Source organism: Streptomyces sp. MB09-02B (assembly GCF_033794485.1).
Taxonomy (GTDB): domain Bacteria; phylum Actinomycetota; class Actinomycetes; order Streptomycetales; family Streptomycetaceae; genus Streptomyces.
Genome location: NZ_JARGEE010000167.1, coordinates 1 through 18,713 on the forward strand (window position 1 = coordinate 1; position 18,713 = coordinate 18,713).

At 72.9% G+C, this 18,713-nt stretch carries 16 protein-coding genes, 1 tRNA gene and 3 pseudogenes; 10 read left to right on the top strand and 10 right to left on the bottom strand.

The features are described from left to right. Positions 1 to 504, bottom strand: a 504-nt coding sequence (locus P1P70_RS22870; protein ID WP_319240672.1) for an aminotransferase class I/II-fold pyridoxal phosphate-dependent enzyme, incomplete at its 3' end; no start/stop codon positions are given. Positions 505 to 1,368: 864 nt separating this feature from the next. On the opposite strand from P1P70_RS22870, the gene P1P70_RS22875 reads away from it, so the two are divergent. From P1P70_RS22875 to P1P70_RS22885, 3 genes and pseudogenes are all read left to right on the top strand, one after another. Further along, a complete protein-coding gene (locus tag P1P70_RS22875) occupies positions 1,369 to 1,773 on the top strand; it encodes a hypothetical protein (protein WP_319240674.1) in 405 nt (134 codons plus the stop codon). Positions 1,774 to 2,264: 491 nt separating this feature from the next. Continuing rightward, positions 2,265 to 2,801 (top strand): annotated as a pseudogene (locus P1P70_RS22880) (DUF2617 family protein); the annotation flags it as partial. After that, a pseudogene (locus P1P70_RS22885) lies at positions 2,789 to 3,193 on the top strand (peptidase M6); the annotation flags it as partial. The pseudogenes P1P70_RS22880 and P1P70_RS22885, both read left to right, overlap by 13 nt. A gap of 89 nt (positions 3,194 to 3,282) precedes the next feature. Here P1P70_RS22885 and P1P70_RS22890 read toward each other — a convergent pair. From P1P70_RS22890 to P1P70_RS22920, 7 genes are all read right to left on the bottom strand, one after another. After that, positions 3,283 to 3,356, bottom strand: a tRNA-Lys gene (locus P1P70_RS22890). Next, positions 3,347 to 4,009 carry a bifunctional DNA primase/polymerase gene (locus P1P70_RS22895; RefSeq protein WP_319240676.1) on the bottom strand — a complete coding sequence of 221 codons (663 nt, stop codon included), beginning with the start codon at positions 4,007 to 4,009 and terminating at the stop codon, positions 3,347 to 3,349. The genes P1P70_RS22890 and P1P70_RS22895 overlap by 10 nt, the downstream gene beginning before the upstream one ends. Positions 4,010 to 4,235: 226 nt before the next feature. Next, positions 4,236 to 4,598, bottom strand: a complete 363-nt coding sequence (locus P1P70_RS22900; protein ID WP_319240679.1) for a hypothetical protein — start codon at positions 4,596 to 4,598, stop codon at positions 4,236 to 4,238. Between the two features lie 185 nt (positions 4,599 to 4,783). Then, positions 4,784 to 6,127 carry an AAA family ATPase gene (locus tag P1P70_RS22905; RefSeq protein WP_319240681.1) on the bottom strand — a complete coding sequence of 448 codons (1,344 nt, stop codon included), beginning with the start codon at positions 6,125 to 6,127 and terminating at the stop codon, positions 4,784 to 4,786. Then, positions 6,124 to 7,737, bottom strand: coding sequence for a hypothetical protein (locus P1P70_RS22910; protein ID WP_319240683.1), 1,614 nt, complete (start codon positions 7,735 to 7,737; stop codon positions 6,124 to 6,126). The genes P1P70_RS22905 and P1P70_RS22910 overlap by 4 nt, the downstream gene beginning before the upstream one ends. Beyond that, entirely contained in the window at positions 7,728 to 8,951 is a 1,224-nt protein-coding gene (locus tag P1P70_RS22915) for a hypothetical protein (protein ID WP_319240703.1), read from the bottom strand. Before P1P70_RS22915 ends, P1P70_RS22910 begins: the two co-directional genes overlap by 10 nt. After that, a complete protein-coding gene (locus P1P70_RS22920) occupies positions 8,902 to 9,933 on the bottom strand; it encodes a phosphatase PAP2 family protein (RefSeq protein ID WP_319240685.1) in 1,032 nt (343 codons plus the stop codon). Before P1P70_RS22920 ends, P1P70_RS22915 begins: the two co-directional genes overlap by 50 nt. A 197-nt stretch (positions 9,934 to 10,130) precedes the next feature. Between P1P70_RS22920 and P1P70_RS22925 the strand changes: the two genes are divergently transcribed. Then, positions 10,131 to 10,727 carry a histidine phosphatase family protein gene (locus tag P1P70_RS22925; protein WP_319240687.1) on the top strand — a complete coding sequence of 199 codons (597 nt, stop codon included), beginning with the start codon at positions 10,131 to 10,133 and terminating at the stop codon, positions 10,725 to 10,727. A 35-nt stretch (positions 10,728 to 10,762) separates the two neighbouring features. On the opposite strand, the gene P1P70_RS22930 is transcribed toward P1P70_RS22925, so the two are convergent. Beyond that, positions 10,763 to 12,274 carry a hypothetical protein gene (locus tag P1P70_RS22930; RefSeq protein WP_319240689.1) on the bottom strand — a complete coding sequence of 504 codons (1,512 nt, stop codon included), beginning with the start codon at positions 12,272 to 12,274 and terminating at the stop codon, positions 10,763 to 10,765. A 258-nt stretch (positions 12,275 to 12,532) separates the two neighbouring features. Here P1P70_RS22930 and P1P70_RS22935 point away from each other — a divergent pair, with 258 nt between their 5' ends. Both P1P70_RS22935 and P1P70_RS22940 read left to right on the top strand, forming a co-directional pair. Next, the gene (locus P1P70_RS22935; protein WP_319240691.1) at positions 12,533 to 12,907 is read left to right on the top strand and encodes a hypothetical protein; all 375 of its coding nucleotides are present in this window, start codon (positions 12,533 to 12,535) and stop codon (positions 12,905 to 12,907) included. Positions 12,908 to 13,072: 165 nt separating this feature from the next. After that, positions 13,073 to 13,945, top strand: a complete 873-nt coding sequence (locus tag P1P70_RS22940) for a fused MFS/spermidine synthase (RefSeq protein WP_319240693.1) — start codon at positions 13,073 to 13,075, stop codon at positions 13,943 to 13,945. Between the two features lie 19 nt (positions 13,946 to 13,964). Here P1P70_RS22940 and P1P70_RS22945 read toward each other — a convergent pair whose 3' ends face one another. Further along, positions 13,965 to 14,534 (bottom strand): hypothetical protein, encoded by a 570-nt coding sequence (locus tag P1P70_RS22945; RefSeq protein WP_319240695.1) that lies wholly within the window; start codon positions 14,532 to 14,534, stop codon positions 13,965 to 13,967. A 100-nt stretch (positions 14,535 to 14,634) separates the two neighbouring features. On the opposite strand from P1P70_RS22945, the gene P1P70_RS22950 reads away from it, so the two are divergent. The 4 genes and pseudogenes from P1P70_RS22950 to P1P70_RS22965 form a co-directional block, all read left to right on the top strand. After that, a complete protein-coding gene (locus P1P70_RS22950; RefSeq protein ID WP_319240697.1) occupies positions 14,635 to 15,339 on the top strand; it encodes a response regulator transcription factor in 705 nt (234 codons plus the stop codon). 37 nt (positions 15,340 to 15,376) lie between these two features. Next, positions 15,377 to 16,804 carry a HAMP domain-containing sensor histidine kinase gene (locus P1P70_RS22955; RefSeq protein WP_319240699.1) on the top strand — a complete coding sequence of 476 codons (1,428 nt, stop codon included), beginning with the start codon at positions 15,377 to 15,379 and terminating at the stop codon, positions 16,802 to 16,804. A 277-nt stretch (positions 16,805 to 17,081) separates the two neighbouring features. Further along, on the top strand, positions 17,082 to 18,389 hold the full coding sequence (locus P1P70_RS22960) for an ABC transporter substrate-binding protein (RefSeq protein ID WP_319240701.1): 1,308 nt from the start codon (positions 17,082 to 17,084) through the stop codon (positions 18,387 to 18,389). Positions 18,390 to 18,440: 51 nt separating this feature from the next. Beyond that, positions 18,441 to 18,713, top strand: a pseudogene (locus P1P70_RS22965) (sugar ABC transporter permease); the annotation flags it as partial.

Here is an 18,713-nt window from a genome sequence, read left to right on the forward strand (position 1 = left end):
CACGTCGCCCGACCCCTCACCCGACCCCTCGGACGCCCGCAGCGTCACCGGTACGCGCGTCCCGCCCGCCATCGCGATGCAGGCCGCGTACGAGTCGTAGTACGGCTCCAGGGCGACCACCTCGTCGCCGGGCTCCAGGAGCCCGAGCAGGGCCGCCGCGATGGCCTCCGTGGCACCGGCGGTGACCAGCACCTCGGCGTCCGGGTCGAACGTCAGTCCGTACCGTCGCCGCTGGTGGTCGACGATCGCGGCCCGCAGCTCGGGTACGCCGGGACCCGGCGGGTACTGGTTGCCCCGGCCGTCCCGCAGCGCCCGTACCGCCGCCTCGCGGATCTCCTCGGGGCCGTCCGTGTCCGGGAAGCCCTGCCCGAGGTTGATCGACCCGGTCCGCAGGGCGAGCGCCGACATCTCGGCGAAGATCGTCGTCCCGAACTCGGCGAGCCGCCGGTTGAGCGCCGGGCGAGGGGTGGAGGCGGGGCTTGCGCTGGAGGTCATGGCCGTCATCCTGCGCCGAAGCTCTGGACTTCCTCAACTCGGCTTTGACCGGTGAGACGCCCGGGCATCCCCACGTCACGCACGGCCCACGGGGGGTCTGCACGGGGGAAACGAAAGGCGGGTGGCGTAATGACCGTCCTCTTCATCTTCTTCTTGGGCGCGGTCGCCCTGGTCGGTGTGGTGTCGTCGCTCGGTCGGGGCTCGCGGCGCAGCCGGCGGCGCAGCTGGTGGGCGGACGGCGGGTCGTCCCACAGGTCGTCCCACGGGGGCGGCGGCTGGTTCTCCTGCGGTGGTGGCTCGTCGTGCGGCGGCGGGTCCTCCTGCGGTGGGGGAGGTGGTGGTGGCGGTGGTTGCGGTGGCGGCAGCTGAGGACGTACCGCCGCGCACGAAGCTCTGGACTTGCTCAACTCCGCTTTGAGCGGTCACCGGCGGGGGCATCCCCGCCACACGCAAGTGAGCGAGGCACCCACGGGGGGTCGCTTCGGGGGACACAAGCAAGGAAGAGGGGAGGGTGGGCCATGGCGGAAGTCGGTTTCATCCTGGTGCTCAGCGCCATCGGTCTGGCCATCGTCGTCGCCGTCGTCAGGAGTTCCAGGCGTCGCGGCCGGCGCGGCAGCTGATCGCGCGCGGTCGGGGGCGGCAGCTGACCGCGCGCGGTCGGGGGCGGCAGCTGATCGCGCGCGGTTTCCGGACCTGCTCGACTCAGGTCGAGGCTTGCTCGACTTGGTTCGAGGCTTGCTCGATGTTGGTCGTGACTTGCTCGACTGGGGTCGAGCGAGTCACCGGCGGGGGACTCCCGCGACACGCACATGAACGAGGCGCCCACGGGGGGTCGCTTCGGGGGACTCAGGACAAGAGGGGAGGGGTGACGCCATGAACGCGATCGCGGTGATCGGCATCATCCTGGTGGTGGTCTGTGTGGTGACGGTGGTCGTCGTGGCCGTCAACCGCGGCAGGGCGAACGCGGCACGCACGGCGGCACGACGCCGCCAGTCGTCCGGCCGGGGCGGCAGCGCGTACCGCAGCAGCCGCGGCGACAGCGGCGCTGACAACAGCGCCTCCGACAACAGCTGGTGGGTGATCGGGGCGGCGGCCGTCGGCGACTCGGGATCGTCCCACTCCTCGTCGAACGACGACCGCGGTTCGTCGTCCGGCGGCGGTGGCTCGTCCTGCGGCAGCAGCAGCGGTTCCTCGTGCGGCAGCAGCAGCGGCTCCTCCTGCGGCGGCGGGTCCTCCTGCGGAGGCGGCGGCGGGGGCGGATGCGGTGGAGGCAGCTGACACGGGGCAGCCGAGCTCCACGACACGAGCGCCCGCCGGGACGAACCTCCCGGCGGGCGTTCGCGTGTGTAGCTCCGTCAGGACGGGGCAGGCGCACCGGTGTGGCGCCTCTTCACGCCTGAGTACGCCGGGTGGGCCCGGTTGTCCGGCAGGCGCTCCCCGGAGTTCGCGCGCCCGGCTCGGTGGGCGCGCGGGGAGCGCGTCGGCCGACGGGGCGTACGCCTGGTTGAACAGTTGAGCTGGGCAGCCCTCGGGGGGATGGAAAGCACGTCAAGTTGGGTAAAAACGCTGTGGTTACGCCACAGTTCATGATTCCCTATAAATCGCCAACGCAGCCCCCGGACGTCCCTCCCGGCAGGCCTGACCTGGCTGACCGGACCGACTGGGACGTCGTCCTCACCCGACCTGGCTGACCGGACCTCAGATCCCGGCGCCGACCGGGGTGCGCCGGACCCACTCCTCTTCTCTTTGCGTCGCTGCGGAGCCGACCCATGCTCACGACCCTGAACACCGCCTACACCGACACGCGCGCGGCAGACCTCGCCTGGGCCCTGGGGCGCGAGCCGCTGCCCGCGCTCGCCACGCTCGACCTCGAACTCACTGGTGCGAAGCTGCAGTTGCGGCTGCTCGGAGCGTCCCACCAGGTACTGCTGGAGGAGGAGCGGGGGAGTCACTGTTCGGAGACGGTCGCGTGCATCCCGGGATCGAGCATGCCGCTGCCGCTCGGGGTGGCCAAACGTGTGGGTGATTGGGAGTACGAGTTCGCGGCCCGGGTCGAGGTCCTGTCGCCGGGGTCCTTCGCGGGGCGGGCCCAGGAACTCCTGGCGCTCGTCTCCGACCATCCCCATGGGCTGGCCGGTGTCTTCCCCGGCAGCCCGTATGCCTTCACGGCGATGCTGGCGCAGCGTCACGAGGGGCAGGTGCACTGGCGCACGTGGCACGCGTATCCCCAGGACGGGCAACTGGTGGCCACGAGAACGAGGGTGGGGGTGCGGGTGCCGGTGCCGGCGGCGCTGCCGGCAACGCTGGCGAAACCGGAGCCGGAGCCGGTGTGGCGGCCGGGGTGCGTGGGTTCGGCCCCGGCCGGGGTACGAAGCTGGCGGTCGTCCGTACGGGTCCCGACAGCGCGCTCGGTATCGAGGCGCGGGGGGCGGTCGGGAACGACGCCTCCGTCTGCACGCAGGGCGTCCTCGTCTACCGCATCCGCAGCGGCGCCGAGTCCGGCGGCGGCCCCATGGAGGTCCTCGACGCCCACCCGCGCACCGAGGCCTGCTGGGAGGAGTCCGTCTACCCGCCCCTCGCGGACGCGCCGGTGCGCGTGGGCGAGAGCTTCGCGGTGCCGGGGGAGTCCGTGCGGGTGGACGTGGAGGCGCGTACGGCGTCCGGCGCGTGGACCGTGCGGATCACGACGGGGCGGTGAGGGGCGCGGTGGGTGAGGAGGGTCGGCGGGCCGGCGTAGCGGCGCACGGAAGAAGCCCCTCGCTTCCGCGAGGGGCTTCTTCCGTGTCGTGCGCCGCCAGGGACTCGAACCCCGGACCCGCTGATTAAGAGTCAGCTGCTCTAACCAACTGAGCTAGCGGCGCCTGCTGACGTCGTAGACCTTAGCACCCTGATCGGCGGGAGGAAAAATCGATACGCGCACGGTCGCGGAGGTGCTCGAACGGGCCGCCCGCACCGCCGCCCAGAGCAGTACCTCGGGCCCCGGAAGCCAAGGTCGCCGGGTGTCCGGGGCGACGAGCCAGCGGGAGCCGAGGCGGGTGACACCGGGGGTGTCGCGGGCCCCGGAACCGTCGGTGCCGCGGGAGTCCTCGGGGGTCAGTACGGCCGGGACGGTGACCGCGTCGCCGGCGCCGTGGCAGAGGAGGGGCGGGATCGCGCCGGTGCGGCCGGGGGAGCCCCACTCCTCCCACTCCAGGAGGGTGGGCAGCCGCTGGGCGGTGCCGGGGGCGGCGAACAGGAGCACGCGCCCGCGGTAGACGGCGACCGGTCCGGAGCCGGGGCCCTCGGCCCATAACCGGTCGAGCATCCGCCGCCCGAAGAGCGCCGGCACGCTGACGACGTCGAAGACGGAGCCGCACGGCAGCACCACCGGTGCGGTCGGTCTCTCCTCCCATAGCGTCAGCGTGCTTCGCGGATACGTTCCTGCCGAGGCGAGCCAAGCGGCCCCCTCCGCCGTGACCCCGGCGACATCGACCCCGTCCTCCGGATACCTGCCCGTCCCCACTCCACCGCTCATGCGTCTAGATCTACCGCCCGTGACCACCCGCCCCCGAGCAGTTACCGGAAACTGGTACACGAGATAAGCAAGTGGGGTATCTTGCCCACCCGGCATATGCCAGACGGTGTTTCATGCCGACCGAGTCATCCCGCTGCGGGCAGTCGTGCCGCTAGGGGGGCACGGTGGGCGCAGTGGCACCCGGCGAGCGCCGGTGAGCGACACGGCGCCAGCCCAGCCCAGCCCCTCAGATGGACTCCGGCCCGCTCACGTCCCGCCCCCGCGACAGGTCCCGTCCGAACTCCACCATCTTCTTGGCGTAGTCCTCGGTCCACTCCGCCCGCTCGGCGATGTCCGCCGGGGTCAGCCGGTCGAAGCGCCGGGGATCGGCGAGCTGGGCCGCGGCGATCGCCTGGAACTCCACCGCCCGGTCCGCCGCCGCCCGGAACGCCTGCGCCAACTCCGTCGCCCGCGACAGCAGTGCCCGCGGGTCGTCGATCGACTCCAGATCGAAGAAGTGCTCGGGGTCGCCGGCCGCCTCCGCCGGCTCGAAGAGCAGGGGTGCGGGCCGCAGCCGCGGTTCGTTCCGACGCGACGTGGGCTCCGCCATGTCTTCTCCTCCTCGTACGACTGTTCAGTCGGCCGGTCCCCGGGGGCGTCCCCGGAGGAGGGCCACCGTCCATTCTCTCGTGACCGCGCAAGTGGGCATCGGGCCCGTCCGGCGCCCGGCACACCACCCCGCACACACCCACGCCCCCCGAAATGCCCCGCCCGGCCCCGGCCCAACCCCGCTTCCTAGGGCTCCCACACCACCCGGTGCTCCGCCAGCGTCGCCAGCACCGCGTGGTTCGCCTCCCAGCCGTCCGGGAACTTCACGGTCACCCCCAGCTGGACCGGCTCGGTGGACGGGTGGTCGTCGAGCAGGTCGGTCACGCCCGCCCGGCACACCACGACGCAGGCGTGCCGGTGCCGGGAGGCGAGGACGCACAGGCGCCCGGTCTCCAGGTGGAACGCCGTCGCGTCGGGGCGCCCGGAGAGCGGATGGAGGACGACCGTGACGTCGTACTCGCGGCCCTGCAGCCGGTTCGCCGTGTCCACGACCACATCCGCGACCCCCAGCTCGGCCAGCGCGGAGCGCACGGCGGCGGCCTGGTCGCGATGCGCCGTGCCGACGGCGATCCGGTCGGCGGTCAGCGGCACGGGCTCCTCGGACCGCTCCGAGGTCGCCGCCCCACCCCGGTCGAGGAGCCGCCGCACGACCAGTGCGACGGCCCGTACCGCCTCGGGGTCGGTCCGTGGGGTGTGCCGGGCCGGCAGCTCCAGCAGGCCCCACCCCGACTCGGCGGCCTCGTCGATGACCCGGTCCGGGCCGGAGCCGTCCGACGGCACCGCGAACCCGAGCCGCCGGTCGCCGTGGTCCGTGCCGCTGCGGAAGGGCGTGAAGGGGTAGAAGGCGTCGGAGACCAGCGGCGCCGCCGACGCGGGGAGCCGCCACGACACCGGCAGCCGGTGCTGCGGCAGCTCGGGGTTGTGGGCCAGCAGCGTCGTCACCGCCGAGGCCGACGGGTCGTACGACAGCCCCGCCCACTGCTCGCTGCCCACGATCGCGAACGGGTCCAGCTGCCCCGGGTCACCCACGAACAGCGCCCGCTCGAACAGCCCGGCGACCGCCAGCAGCGCGTCCGACCGCATCTGGTACGCCTCGTCGACGATCGCGTGCCGCCACGGCTCGACGCCCTTGACGTGTGCCCACTTCGCGGCCGTGGAGATCACCACGTCCAGCCCGGCCAGATCGGCGGCCTTCGTCGACTTCCGCACGTTCGGCAGCGCGTCCAGCGCCTTGTCGTACGGGTCGCTGTCGCTGCTGTGCAGCCGGCCGACCGGCAGCTCCGGGTCCTTCTCCGCGAGCCGGATCACCAGGTCGTCGACCTGTGCGTTCGTCTGCGCGATGACCATCAACGGGCGTCCCGCCGAGGCGAGTTCGAGCGCGGCGCGGACGACGAGCGTCGACTTGCCCGCGCCTGGCGGCGAGTCGACGACGACACCGCGCGCGTCGCCGTGCAGCGTGTCGCGCAGGATCGCGTCGGTGGCACGGCCCGCCGCCGCCCCGGGGTCGAGCACCGCCTCGGTGGGGGTCACAGGACGTCCTCCTCGGTCACCGGGTCCGGCAGCGGCACGGCGTCGGGCTCACCCGGCGGCCCGCCGTGCGTCCACGGTGTCTCCTCCGGGTCCGGCAGCTTCGCCCCGCCCCGCTGGTCGTGTTCGAACAGGGTGAAGCAGAGCAGGTCTCCCTTCTCGGGGACCGACCCCACCTCGGGCTCCTTGCCCCGCCCCATCTTGTCCATGATCCGCAGCACCAGCAGGCTCTCGCGTCCGTCGGCAGCGTCGCCCGGCTCGTGGCCCACGAACTCCGCCGTCTGCGGCTTCCCGCCCAGCGAGCGGTACACCTTCGCCCGCTCCCCGAGATGCGGCCGGTCCCGCGTCTCCACGGTGACCAGGGGCCGGGGGCTCGGCCGCTTGCCCTCGCTGTACGCCATCACCACGTCCACGACCTCACCGGCGAACGCCTCACCGGACAGCCGCCGCCCGGCCATCACGAGGGGGTCGTCCAGGGCCTCCTGGGCGTCGAGACGGGCCTGTTCACGCTCGCGCGCGGCCAGCTTGTTCGCCGCGGTGACCGCGTCGTCGATACGGGGCTGCGGGGGCTCCCCGGCGACGATCCGGTCCCGGTGGCCGGTGAAGGACCAGCGGTCGCGGGTCCACCGGTCGGCCGCGTGGGCACCCTCCGGCAGGGCGCGCAGCAGATCCAGGCCGTGCCAGACCGCGTCCCAGGTGGGCCGGGTGCGGCTCTCCACCAGGGCGCGGATCTCCCGCTCGGCGGCGGTCAGCGCCCCCAGCCGGTCGTCGGCCTCCAGGCCGTCCTCGGCGGCGGCCAGCGCGAGCCGCGCCCGGTCGTACCGCTCGATGGCCGGGGCCAGCAGCTTGTTGTCGAACGCCGGGTCGGTCGCGGGCCCGGCGGGTGGCCACAGCAACTGGCCCTCGGCGTCCCGCGCCAGCTCGGCCCGCCGCGCCGCCGCCTCGCCCGACTCGCCCTCCGGCGGGTCGATCCAGGCCAGCAGCGAGGCCAGGTGCTGGTCCTCCACCCCGGACTGGCCGGTGGCCCAGTGCCGCGACAGCAGGTCGGTGAGCGCGAGCAGCAGCGAGGACCCCGGCACCCGCGCCCGCTCCCCGAAGTGCGTGAGCCACCGCCCCAGCAACGGCACGCGAGGCGGCGCCGGATGGGGCGCCTCCGGGTCCTGCTCGGCGGTGCGCCGGAACCGCATGGAGCGCCCGAGGAGCCGTACGAAGTCGATGCCCGTCCGGCTCGGCAGGATCAACTGCGGGGCGTCCGCGCACAGTTCGACCTCGACCTTGACGCGTTTGCCGGTCTCCGGGTCGGTCTCGTTCCGCTCGGCCGCCTCCACCACGTCCGCGTAGGAGTCCACGTACGGCAGGACGATGTCCGCCAGCTCGACCAGGAACGCGAAGCGCAGGTCACGGTCGCGGGGCTGGGGCACCACCAGCAGCCGGGGCGCGTCCCGGTCGGTGCCGACGAGCGCGCCGAGCGGGGCCCCGGCCTCACCGGCGGTCGTGAGCGGCACGAGGACGAGGGGGTGGGCGGAGAGATGCCGGTGCAGGACGGTGGCGGCGGGCTGGGCCCGGCCCGAGCTGACGGCCTCGAGACGAGCGAGGGTGGCGATCAGCGACACGGAACCCCCTCCGGCGCCTGGCCGGGAAGGGTGGCCGCCGCCGGGGGCGCGCCGGCGGTGCCGAGCCCGGCGGTCCCGAGCCCGGCGGCCCCCAGCGCTTCGGCCCTCAGCTCCGCCGCTCTGCGCAGCGCGGCAACGGCCGGGTCGTCCGGGTCGCCGGCGTGGCCGTGGGCCGCCGCCAGGACGTCGTCGACGGTCGTGAGACCGCCCAGCTCCGCGCGTGCGGCCCGGCCCAGGGACGTCACCGCGCCCTCCGTACGGGAGCGGGCCCGGCAGTGGAAGGCCAGCTCGCAGGCGGCGAGGCACTCGGGGGCGTAGGTCGCGGGGAGCGCCTCGACGGACGTCGTCAGCTGCTCCCGGGGGAGGTCCGGGGCGAAACAGGTGCCCTCGGGGAGCTCGTCCGCGATCTCCTCGATGCGGGTCAGGCGCGTCAACTGGCGCCGGGTGACGGCCCGTTGCTTGCGGATGTCCACCGCCGCGGCCGTCGGGAGGTTGGTGAAGTCCTTGGGGCAGACCAGCAGCACCCGGTGGCGCACCTCGGGCGCGGGGGCGCCGCCGCGGGCCTCGCCGCCGAGCCGGGCGGCGACCTCCTCCAGCGCCAGCACGTACACCGCGGACTGGCGGGCGGCGGCTCCCACCTTCGCCGGGTCCGCCGAACCGTCCAGCATCGGGAAGGACTTGATCTCGACGACCGACCAGGTGCCGTCGGGGTGGACCACCACCGCGTCCGGCTCCAGGAACGCGGGGGAGCCCGCGACGTCGAGCGCGAGCATGGGGTGGTCGAGCAGCGTCCAGCCGCCGGCCGCCGTGGCCTCGCGCAACGCCAGGGCCGTACGGGCGGCGCGGCCCTCGGGGCCAACGGCGGCGAGGTCGGGGACCGACGCCGAGGCCGGCGGCTCGGCACCGGGGTCCAGTCTCTCGTGCACCAGCCGCAGCAGTTCGGCGCCGCCGTCCGCCTTGACGCGGGCCTCGAAGGCGTTGCCCCGCATGAAGGCGAACTGGGACTGGCCGAAGGCGGAGGGCGAGCCGAGCGCACCCGCCAGGACCGCCTTGTTCACGCCCGCGCCGTCCAGCAGCGCGCGGCGGTCACAGCCCGGGTTGGCCGCGAGCGCGGCGAGGGCGCGCGCGTCCAGAGCCTGGGGTGGGACCTCGGGTCCGCGCAGCTCAGCGAGCCGCTGCCGGAGCGCCGTCCCCTGTCTGCGAGGGGGCGGCACCCGGCTCGGGGTCGGTGATCCGCTGCCGTGGAATTCGCTCACCCGGGGAAGTCTGGCACTCACCACTGACAATCGGGGAAATCGAGGCCCGAGAGGCGACCGTGGCGGGAACCGCGGGCTCCGCCACGGGCCGTCGGCCGTCGCCGCCGAACCGGCTCGCGGCCACCGTGCCGAGGCCGAGCGAGCTCCGCCACTGGTCCGCGAGCCGCAGCACCACCGGGGTCACCAGCAGACCCACCCCCATCACGGCGGCGCCCGCCACCGCGTCGAGGAAGTAGTGGTTGGCGGTGCCCATGACGACGATCGTGGTGATCAGCGGGTACGCGACGGCCGCGGTCCGCACGAGCCGTGAGCCGCCCCCGAAGCGCCACAGGATCACCCCGCACCACAGGGCCCAGCCGACGTGCAGGCTCGGCATGGCCGCGTACTGGTTCGTCATGCCGCCCAGGCCCCGGGGCGCGCTGGCCTCACCGCCCCACCAGCCCCACGAGCTGTACTGGGCCATGGTGTCGACGAAGCCGTGGGAGGGGTCCAGCAGCCGGGGCGGGCACGTGGGCAGCAGGGTGAAGCCGATGAGGCCGATGAAGGTGGAGGTCAGCAGCCAGGTGCGGGCCACGCGGTAGCGCACGGCGTGCGACCTGAAGAGCCACACCAGGAGCGCGGGGGTGACCAGGTAGTGCAGCGAGGCGTACCAGAAGTCGGCGGGTATCCCGATCCAGGGTTCACGGGTGAACAGACGGTTCAGCGGATGCTCGGCGTTGAGCAGGAACGCCTTCTCGATCCGCAGGATCGCCAGACCGTGCTCGACGGCGTGGGAGGTGTCGCCGCGGGCCAGCAGGCGGCCCCCCGAGTACGCCCCGTACACCAGCAGGATCAGCGGCAGCTCTCTCCACCAGCGGAGCCGCGTGCCCGGCGCCGCCTCGGTAACCGGTGCACCGGTCCTTCTGGTAACCGGTGCCTCGGTCGCCTCGGTCTGCGGCATCCGAACGTCCTCCCCCGTCTGTGTGTGTCGATGCGTCGATGTTCATCTGTGTGTGGTGCTGGTGTGGCCCTTGAGCAAGACGATGTCCAAGACGCTGGGATCGCCTGTCGGGTTGCCCCACGACAGCGTGAGCGATGATGGAAGCATCCGCCTCCCATTTCTCCCTTCTCGCAGAGGGTCCCCCGGAAAGGTCGCTCATGGCACCGCGCATCCTGCTGGCCCGGCACGGACAGACGGAATGGTCCCTGCTCGGGAAGCACACCGGCAGGACGGACATCCCGCTCCTCGAAGAGGGCCGGCGCGGCGCCAAGCTCCTCGGGGAGCGTCTGCACCGGGCGCCCCTGGAGGGGTTGCCCGGCGTCGACGTCCGTACGAGTCCCCTGTCCCGCGCGCGTGAGACCTGCGATCTGGCCGGCTTCGGCGACCGCGCCACCGAGTGGGACACGCTGATGGAGGTGGACTACGGGGCGTACGAGGGGCTCACCCCCGCCGAGATCCAGGCCTTCCGGCCGGGCTGGCTGATGTGGCGCGACGGCGTCCCCGAGGGGGAGACCCTCCAGCAGCTCTCCGCGCGCGCGGACGAGGTGGTCGCGTGGGCGCGGTCCGCCGAGCGCGACGTGCTCGTCTTCGCCCACGGCCACGTCCTGCGCTCCATAGCCGCGCGCTGGCTCGGCCTGGACCTCGACTTCGCCGCCCGCGTCCGCCTCAACCCGACGTCCCTGTCGGTCCTCGGCTGGGCCTACGGCGACCCGGCGATCGAGTCCTGGAACGACACGGGGCACCTGGCGGGCTGAGGCCCGGGCACTCGGGCCCCGGCCCGGACCGGCGGTCAGGCCGTCCGCGCGACCCCCGCATGGCGTTCCAGGAACGCCGACACCCCCGATGCCCGCCGGTGCGGCAGCAGCACCCGTGCCGTACCGGCCAGCATCTGCTGGACACGGGAGGACTGGACCTCGTCGAGGAGGTCGAGGACCCGCATACCGGCGGCCGCCGCCTCGTCGGGACGCCCCCCGCGCGCGAGGTCGTCCGCGAGCTCGGCGGTGTAGAGCGCGATGTTCCGGGTGAAGTGCGGGTTCTGCAGACCGGCCGCCCGGCGCGCGTGCCGGGCCGCCCGGGGCCAGTCGCCCAGCGTCGACCAGCACTGCGCCTCCAGGCCCTCCAACTCGGCCTCCCCGTAGAAGCTCATCCACTCCGGGTCGGCCTCGGTGGCCCCCCGCCCGAACAGGGCGTGCGCCCGGGCCAGCGCCTGCTCGCACCCGGTGCGGTCGGCGAGCCCCGCCCAGCCGCCCGCCTCCCGCAGCGCCAGCAGGGACATCAGCCGGGGTGAGCCCAGCGGCCGGGCGACCCGCTGCGCGGCCTGCGCGGCCCGCACCGCCTCACGCGGCCGGCCCGCGTCGCGCGCCAGGAACGCCGTGTTGCAGAACGCGTGCGCCTCGAGACCCGGGTCCCCGGACATCCGGGCCGTGGCGAGCGCCTCCGCGTAGTGCGAGCGGGCGTCGTCGAACCGCCCCGAGTCATGGGCCAGCCAGCCCACGGAGATGGCGAGTTCGCCCGCACCCGCGTAGAGCCGGTCGGTGGTGGTCTGCCGGGTGGTGCCCGCGTCGAGCAGCGCGTACGCGGCCCGCAGCGGCGCCGAGGCCCTGCGGTACAGCCCGTCCGCCCCGTGCCGGTCGTCGAGCAGCCGGATCTTGCGCACGGCCGCTTCGAGGGCCCCCGCCTCCCCCGTGCCCGCCCGGTGCACGGGCCGGGTCGCGGCCGAGGCCGCGCCCCCGAGGGTGAAGGGGCCGAAGGAGGCGGCCGCCATCGCGGCGGTACCTCCGGTCATGAACGCGCGACGCTGCACGTCGCTCTCCTCGTCGTTCTGGTACGCCTGCTGCGTGCCCCGCCGGCCGCGCACATAGCCCGTGTCGCCCCGCGGGTCCTGCATGTCGTACATCTCTTGCGTGTCATACGGCTCGTACGCCCCTTCCGTCTCACCCCCCGTTCCGTATGAGGAGTGCGAGCGGCTCTTGTTGCGAGGAGAGGGCGCCTCGTCGGTGGGGCGCGCCCCCCGACCGCGTACCTCCGCGCGGGGCGCGAAACCCAGGTCGGTCAGCGTTCGGCCGGGAAACATGTGCAGGAACACCCGTTCGTACGCGTAGTTGGGGCAGCGGATCTCGCCCGCCTCGACCCGTCCGACGTACCGCGCGTCACAGCTCACCCGCTCGCCGATCTCACGCGCGGCCCGCCGTACCGCGGCGGCGAACTCGCCCGGCGAACGCTGCCCGCGCAGCTGCCTGAAGACGAGATTCGGCCGTTGGGGACGGGGGGACTGGGACGAGGTCACCGATGACGACGCCATGGCCGGGCCCTCTCTCGCGAACCGTCGAACCATGCCGGATTCAGTAGGACTTGTATGCGTGGTGCACGGTTGGTTCCGCTGTGTCCGGCGGGGCAAGAACGTACCCGCCCCATCGGGACCCCCACGCGAGGTTTGGCTACAAACCGGATATCTCATCCTGGATCTGCCATGAACTGCCATCCTTTGCGGCGCAGTTTCGCCGTAGCCGTTGACAGGGCGGCGCGTTGGGCAGGGCGCTGGTAGGCGTGGGAGGCCCCGATGAAGCACCTCGAAGCCCGTTCCGATTGCGACCTGGTGACCGTGCCCGCGCGGCAGGGGCTGGAGGCCGTCGACATCCTCCGTAGGGGCGCCCTCGACGTGGTCGGGCCCGTCATGACGGTCGGTCCCGTGCTGCACGACGACACGTGCGACACGCTCGGGTTCCTGGTGCCGCCCGGTACGGCGGACGCGTGGGACGTACCGGGGAGCACGTGCACGCAGAGCGACGGGCGGGGCGCGGTGCTGGCGCCTCCGGAGGGGGCGGGCTGGCTGTTGCCGCCGGGGGAGGCGGACCTCGCGACGGATCCGACGGTGCTGCGCGCTGCGCTGGGCGAGGCGGCGCGGTTGATCGAGGCGGCGGACAACTGCCGTTGAGGTGCGCGGCCTCGGCGTAGGGCTTCCGGGTGTCGGCGGGTGCGGGTTCGTCGTGGCTTGTCGCGCCCACGCGGCGGAGCCGCACAGTGACACAGCCCCGCGCCCCTGAAGGGGCGCTCCAGGAGCCCGGCGCGCACAGGGTGTCCCGCGTCCGATAATGGGTTCATGGGCAGGTCGAAGAAGGGGCGCGGGCGGCGTGGGCAGGATGCCGACGCCGTGGTCGAGGAGGTCGACGGGGGGCTCGCTGAGCTGCTTCCCGATCGGGAGCGGGCCCGGGCCTGGACGCTGCTGGTCGACGGGGCGCCGCAGTCGCACGTCGATCTCGACGATCCGGCGTATCTGTCCTTCGAGTACCAGCGGCGGCTCGGGCATGTGATCGATCTGGTCGCCCCGGCCGGACGGCCCGTGCACGCCGTGCACCTCGGCGGAGGCGCCTTCACCCTCGCCCGGTACGTCGCCGCCACCCGCCCCCGCTCCACCCAGCAGGTCGTCGAGCGCGACGCGGCCCTCGTCCAACTCGTCCGGCGGGAGCTGCCGTTGGATCCGAACGCGCGGATACGGGTGCGGTCGACGGACGCGCGCGAGGGGCTCGCGAAGATACCCGAGGGGTGGGCGGACCTGGTGATCGCGGACGTGTTCAGCGCGGCGCGCACCCCGGCGCACCTGACGTCGACGGAGTTCCTCGCGGACGTACGGCGGGTGGTGAAGCCCGGAGGCTGCTACGCCGCCAACCTCGCCGACGGCCCGCCGCTGGCCCATCTGCGCGCGCAGATCGCCACCGCGGCCGTCGTCTTCCCCGAACTGGCGCTGGTCGCCGACCCGACCGTGCTGCGGGGCAAACGATTCGGCAACGCGGTGCTCGTCGCCTCCGACCGACCGCTCCCGATCGCCGAACTGACCCGCCGCGCCGCCTCCGACCCACACCCCGGCCGGGTCGAACACGGTCGCGCCCTCACCGACTTCACGGGTGGGGCGGTGCCGGTGACGGACGCGGAGGCGACCGCCTCACCGCCGCCGCCGTCGTCGGTGTTCCGCTGAGCCACCGCTGCGACGGGCCTCAGAAGTTCTGGACGTCCACCCGGGGCGCGCTGTCGTGCCAGGTGCAGAACACCGACACCCGGTCCGCACCGGCGGCGAAGTCGACCCGGATCCACGTCTCGGTCTTCCACACCTGCATCGACCAACCCGAGCCGGGCGTCGCCGAGACGAGGGTCGCGTCCTCCTCGCCGAGCGAGAAGACCACCCGGCCGCCCTCGGTGTCGTAGGCCTTGACCTCACCCGGGTCGGCCGGGGCGCCCGTACCCGGACGGGGGCCGGGCTTCGCGGACTTGGACGGTGCGGACGCGGTGGGGGACGGCTTCTTGCCGTCGCCGTCCTCGCCGTTGTCCTCTCCCCCGCCCTTCTGTTCACCGGCGCTCCGTGACGGTTCCGGGAGCGCGGTGGGCGTGTTCGGCGCGGGCGCGCCCCGGTCCTGGGTGTCGGCGGCCGTGATGGGCAGGGCGCGGGGCGGGTCGTAGGCGGTGCCGGCCATCACCGTGTGGACGCCCCACCACGTCAGCGTGACCGCCGCGCCCGTGGCGAGCAGCCAGGCCAGTACGTGTAGCAGTCCTCTGCGCATCGCGGCCATACTGCCCCACGAGCCCCGGTGGTGTCGTGGCTGTGCCGTGGTCGCGTGAGTTATCCACAGGCCCCGACCGGCCTCTCCCGTTTGGCGTACGGTGCGGCGCATGGCAAGTGTGCTCGTGGTCGAGGACGACCAGTTCGTACGCTCGGCGCTGATCAGGCATCTGACGGACGCCGCCCACACCGTGCGCAGCGTCGGTACGGCACTGGAGGCGCTGCGCGAGGTCGCGCACGTCCGCTTCGACGTGGTCATCCTCGATCTCGGGCTGCCCGACCTCGACGGCTCGGAGGCGCTGAAGATGCTGCGCGGCATCACGGACGTCCCCGTGATCGTCGCGACCGCGCGGGACGACGAGTCGGAGATCGTCCGCCTGCTGAACGCGGGCGCGGACGACTACCTGACCAAGCCGTTCTCGGTCGAGCACCTGTCCGCCCGGATGGCGGCCGTGCTGCGCCGCTCCCGGGTCCTGGCCGGCGAGGTGCCACCGTCCACGGTGATCCGGGTCGGCGGGCTCGCGATCGATCCGCTGCGCCGCCAGGCCGAGCTGGACGGCGTACGACTCGACCTCACCCGGCGCGAGTTCGACCTGCTCGCGTTCCTCGCCGGCCGGCCCGGTGTCGTCGTCGCGCGCAAGGAGCTGCTGGCGCAGGTGTGGCAGCAGTCGTACGGCGACGACCAGACCATCGACGTACATCTGTCCTGGCTGCGCCGGAAGTTGGGGGAGACGGCGGCCCGGCCCCGCTATCTGCACACGCTGCGGGGCGTCGGCGTGAAACTGGAGCCGCCAGGGGCGGGGGCGCGGCCATGAGGCGGGCGCCGGTCGGGACGCGCGGGGTGGTGCGGCCATGAGGTGGGCGCTGGTCAAGGTGTGCCTGGCGGTGACGGCGATGGTCGTCGTGGCCTTCGCGGTGCCCCTGGGGCTGGTCATCAAGGAGATGGCGCGGGACCGGGCCTTCTCCCGCGCCGAGCGGGAGGCCGCCGCGATCGCCCCGGCGCTCTCCATCACCACCGACCGGGAGCAGTTGGAGCGGGTCGTCGCCTCAGCCGGGTCGGACGACGGGATGGCGGTGCACATACCGGCGGACGGCGCGGGGGCCGCCGCGCTCGACCTGGGCCGGCAGCGGGCCTCCGACGAGGACATCGCGACCGTGCGGAAGCTGGGCCGTGCCTCCACCACCGGGGCGCCGGGCGGGTCCACGCTGCTGCAGCCCACCGCGCTCAGCTCCGGCGAGGTAGCGGTCGTCGAGGTGTACGTGCCCGAGTCGGAGGTGAGCAACGGGGTCGCCACGGCGTGGGCGGTGCTCGCCGGGGTGGGCGTGCTGCTGGTCGTCGGCTCGGTCGCCGTGGCCGACCGGCTCGGCGTGCGGATGGTCCGGCCCGCGCGGCGGCTGGTCGAGAGCGCGCACGAACTGGGGGAGGGGCAGCTGGGCGCGCGGGTGCCGGAGAAGGGGCCGAAGGAGCTGCGGCTGGCGGCGGTGGCGTTCAACGCGATGGCGGACCAGGTGGTCCAGCTGCTGGCGAACGAGCGCGAGCTGGCGGCGGACCTGTCGCACCGGCTGCGCACCCCGCTGACGGTGCTGCGGCTCAACGCGGCCTCCCTCGGCGACGGACCGGCGGCCGAGCAGACGAGGGCGGCGGTCGAGCAGCTGGAGCGGGAGGTCGACACGATCATCCGTACGGCGCGGGAGGCCAAGCCGCGGACGGCGGCGGCCGGGCCCGGCGCCGGGTGCGACGCGGCCGAGGTGGTCCGGGAGCGGATGGCGTTCTGGTCGGCGCTCGCCGAGGACGAGGGCCGCAAGTGGCGGGTGGCCGGCGTCGAGCGCCCGGTCCGCATACCCGTGGCCCGGGCGGACCTGGCCGCCGCGCTGGACGCCCTGCTCGGCAATGTCTTCCGGCACACGGCGGAGGGTACGGCGTTCGCGGTCGACGTTCACAACGGCGAGGACGCGGTGATCGTTCTCGTCTCCGACGCCGGTCCGGGCATCGCCGATCCGAAGGCCGCGATGGCGCGGGGCCGGGGCTCCGGCAGCGACGGCTCGACCGGTCTGGGCCTCGACATCGTGCGCCGCCTCGCCGAGTCGACCGGCGGCGATGTGCGTATCGGGTCCTCGGTGCTGGGCGGGACCGAGGTGCGGATCTGGATCCAGTCGAACGGGGCCGGCGCGCGGGACGGCGGGGCGGCGGGGCGGAAGGGACACCGGGGCGCGTCCGTACGCCGACGCAAACTCACCAGGGCCCTCTCCGCCCGAGGACAGTCACGCGTCTCGTCGTGATCGGGCTTGTGCGATCGCCTGAGGGGCCGCTCGTGCGGGCGCTGTGTCCGTATGTGGGTGCATGTCAGTGAGTGATGTGGCTCACGTGTGTGACGGTCACGTTTCGACAACCAGGGATTACGTTTCAACAAAGGGGGACAAGAAGTCTTGACTCATGACATGACATGGAGCTGTTATGGCGGCCACCGTGTTCGGTCGAGTTGGTTTCTGATTGTTTTCGATCAGTAGCCGGCGAGGGCCATTGAGACCGAACCACCTGTCCCCCAGGGAGCCGTACATGCATCTCACACCTTCCGGTCTCTCCGTCCCCGGCACGAGCCGCCGCACCCTGCTGCGCGGCATAGGCGGGGCGGCGGCGCTCGGCGCTGGAGTTCCCCTGCTCAGTGCCTGCGGCGGCAGCGGTACGGCTGCTGACCCGAAGACCGTCAGCGTCGGGTCGAACGCGTCGGACGCGGTGCCGAAGAAGGCGTTCGCCGAGATCTACGCGGCCTTCAAGAAGGACTCCGGGATCACGGTCGACGTGAACACCAAGGACCACAACACGTTCCAGGAGCAGATCAACTCCTACCTCCAGGGCACCCCGGACGACGTGTTCCACTGGTTCGCCGGCTACCGCATGCAGTTCTTCGCGGCCAAGGGCCTCGCCACTTCGATCGACGACGTGTGGGACAAGATCGGCGGGAACTTCCCCGACGCGATGAAGAAGCTCAGCCAGGGCGAGGACGGCAAGTCCTACTTCGTGCCGCTGTACACGTACCCCTGGGCGCTCTTCTACCGCAAGAGCGTCTTCCAGGAGAAGGGCTACGAGGTTCCCACCACGTGGGACCAGCTGATCGCCCTGTGCAAGCAGATGCAGAAGGACAAGCTCGTCCCGATCGCCTTCGGCGACAAGGACGCCTGGCCGGCGATGGGCACCTTCGACCAGCTCAACTTCCGTACCAACGGCTACGACTTCCACGTCGAGCTGATGGCGGGCAAGGCGTCGTGGACGGACGCCAAGGTGCGCAAGGTCTTCGACCTGTGGACCGAGCTGCTGCCGTACCACCAGGAGGGCGCCGTGGGCCGCACCTGGCAGGACGCGGCGCAGACCCTCGCGTCGAAGAAGGCGGGCATGTACCTGCTGGGCACCTTCGTGGGCCAGCAGTTCACCAACAAGGCCGACCTGGACGACCTGGACTTCTTCGCCTTCCCGGAGATCGACCCGGCGTACGGGCAGGACACCGTCGAGGCGCCGACCGACGGCTTCATGATGAGCAAGGCCCCGAAGAACAAGTCCGGCGCCGTCAAGCTCATGGAGTTCCTCGGCACCCCCGAGGCGGAGCAGATCTACCTCAAGGCCGACCCGAACGTGGTGGCCGCCTCCACCAAGGCCGACACCTCCTCGTACTCGCCGCTGCAGAAGAAGGCGTACGAGATGATCTCGGGCGCCAAGAGCCTCACCCAGTTCATGGACCGCGACAGCCGCCCCGACTTCACCTCCACGGTGATGCAGCCGGCGCTGCAGAAGTTCATCCGCGACCCCAAGGGCGTCGACAGCGTGCTCTCGTCCATCGAGCGGCAGAAGAAGACGATCTTCGCGTCCTGACGCCGACCGTCCTGACGATCGACCGTCCTCACGACTGGATGACCTCCTGACATGACGACCACCCCCACCGAGAGCCCGGAGGCGGCCACGCCGCCTCCGGGCTCCGGCCCTGCCGCAAAGACCTCCACGACCGCCACCAAGGTGCCCCAGGGCCACCGGCGGCTGCTCACCCGCCGGGACAGGCTCACGCTGGGTCTGATGGCGGGTCTGCCGACGATCCTGCATGTCGCCCTCGTCTGGGTGACGGCCCTGGCGTCGATCCTGCTGGCCTTCACCACCTGGGACGGCATCGGCTTCGACTCCATCAAGTGGGTCGGGCTGCAC

Coding starts and splice junctions, on each gene's coding strand:
- P1P70_RS22875 (WP_319240674.1), top strand. CDS start 1,369: ATGAACGCGATCGCGGTGATCGGCATCATCCTGGTGGTGGTCTGTGTG.
- P1P70_RS22895 (WP_319240676.1), bottom strand. CDS start 4,009: ATGAGCGGTGGAGTGGGGACGGGCAGGTATCCGGAGGACGGGGTCGAT.
- P1P70_RS22900 (WP_319240679.1), bottom strand. CDS start 4,598: ATGGCGGAGCCCACGTCGCGTCGGAACGAACCGCGGCTGCGGCCCGCA.
- P1P70_RS22920 (WP_319240685.1), bottom strand. CDS start 9,933: ATGCCGCAGACCGAGGCGACCGAGGCACCGGTTACCAGAAGGACCGGT.
- P1P70_RS22925 (WP_319240687.1), top strand. CDS start 10,131: ATGGCACCGCGCATCCTGCTGGCCCGGCACGGACAGACGGAATGGTCC.
- P1P70_RS22930 (WP_319240689.1), bottom strand. CDS start 12,274: ATGGCGTCGTCATCGGTGACCTCGTCCCAGTCCCCCCGTCCCCAACGG.
- P1P70_RS22935 (WP_319240691.1), top strand. CDS start 12,533: ATGAAGCACCTCGAAGCCCGTTCCGATTGCGACCTGGTGACCGTGCCC.
- P1P70_RS22940 (WP_319240693.1), top strand. CDS start 13,073: ATGGGCAGGTCGAAGAAGGGGCGCGGGCGGCGTGGGCAGGATGCCGAC.
- P1P70_RS22945 (WP_319240695.1), bottom strand. CDS start 14,534: ATGGCCGCGATGCGCAGAGGACTGCTACACGTACTGGCCTGGCTGCTC.
- P1P70_RS22950 (WP_319240697.1), top strand. CDS start 14,635: ATGGCAAGTGTGCTCGTGGTCGAGGACGACCAGTTCGTACGCTCGGCG.
- P1P70_RS22955 (WP_319240699.1), top strand. CDS start 15,377: ATGAGGTGGGCGCTGGTCAAGGTGTGCCTGGCGGTGACGGCGATGGTC.
- P1P70_RS22960 (WP_319240701.1), top strand. CDS start 17,082: ATGCATCTCACACCTTCCGGTCTCTCCGTCCCCGGCACGAGCCGCCGC.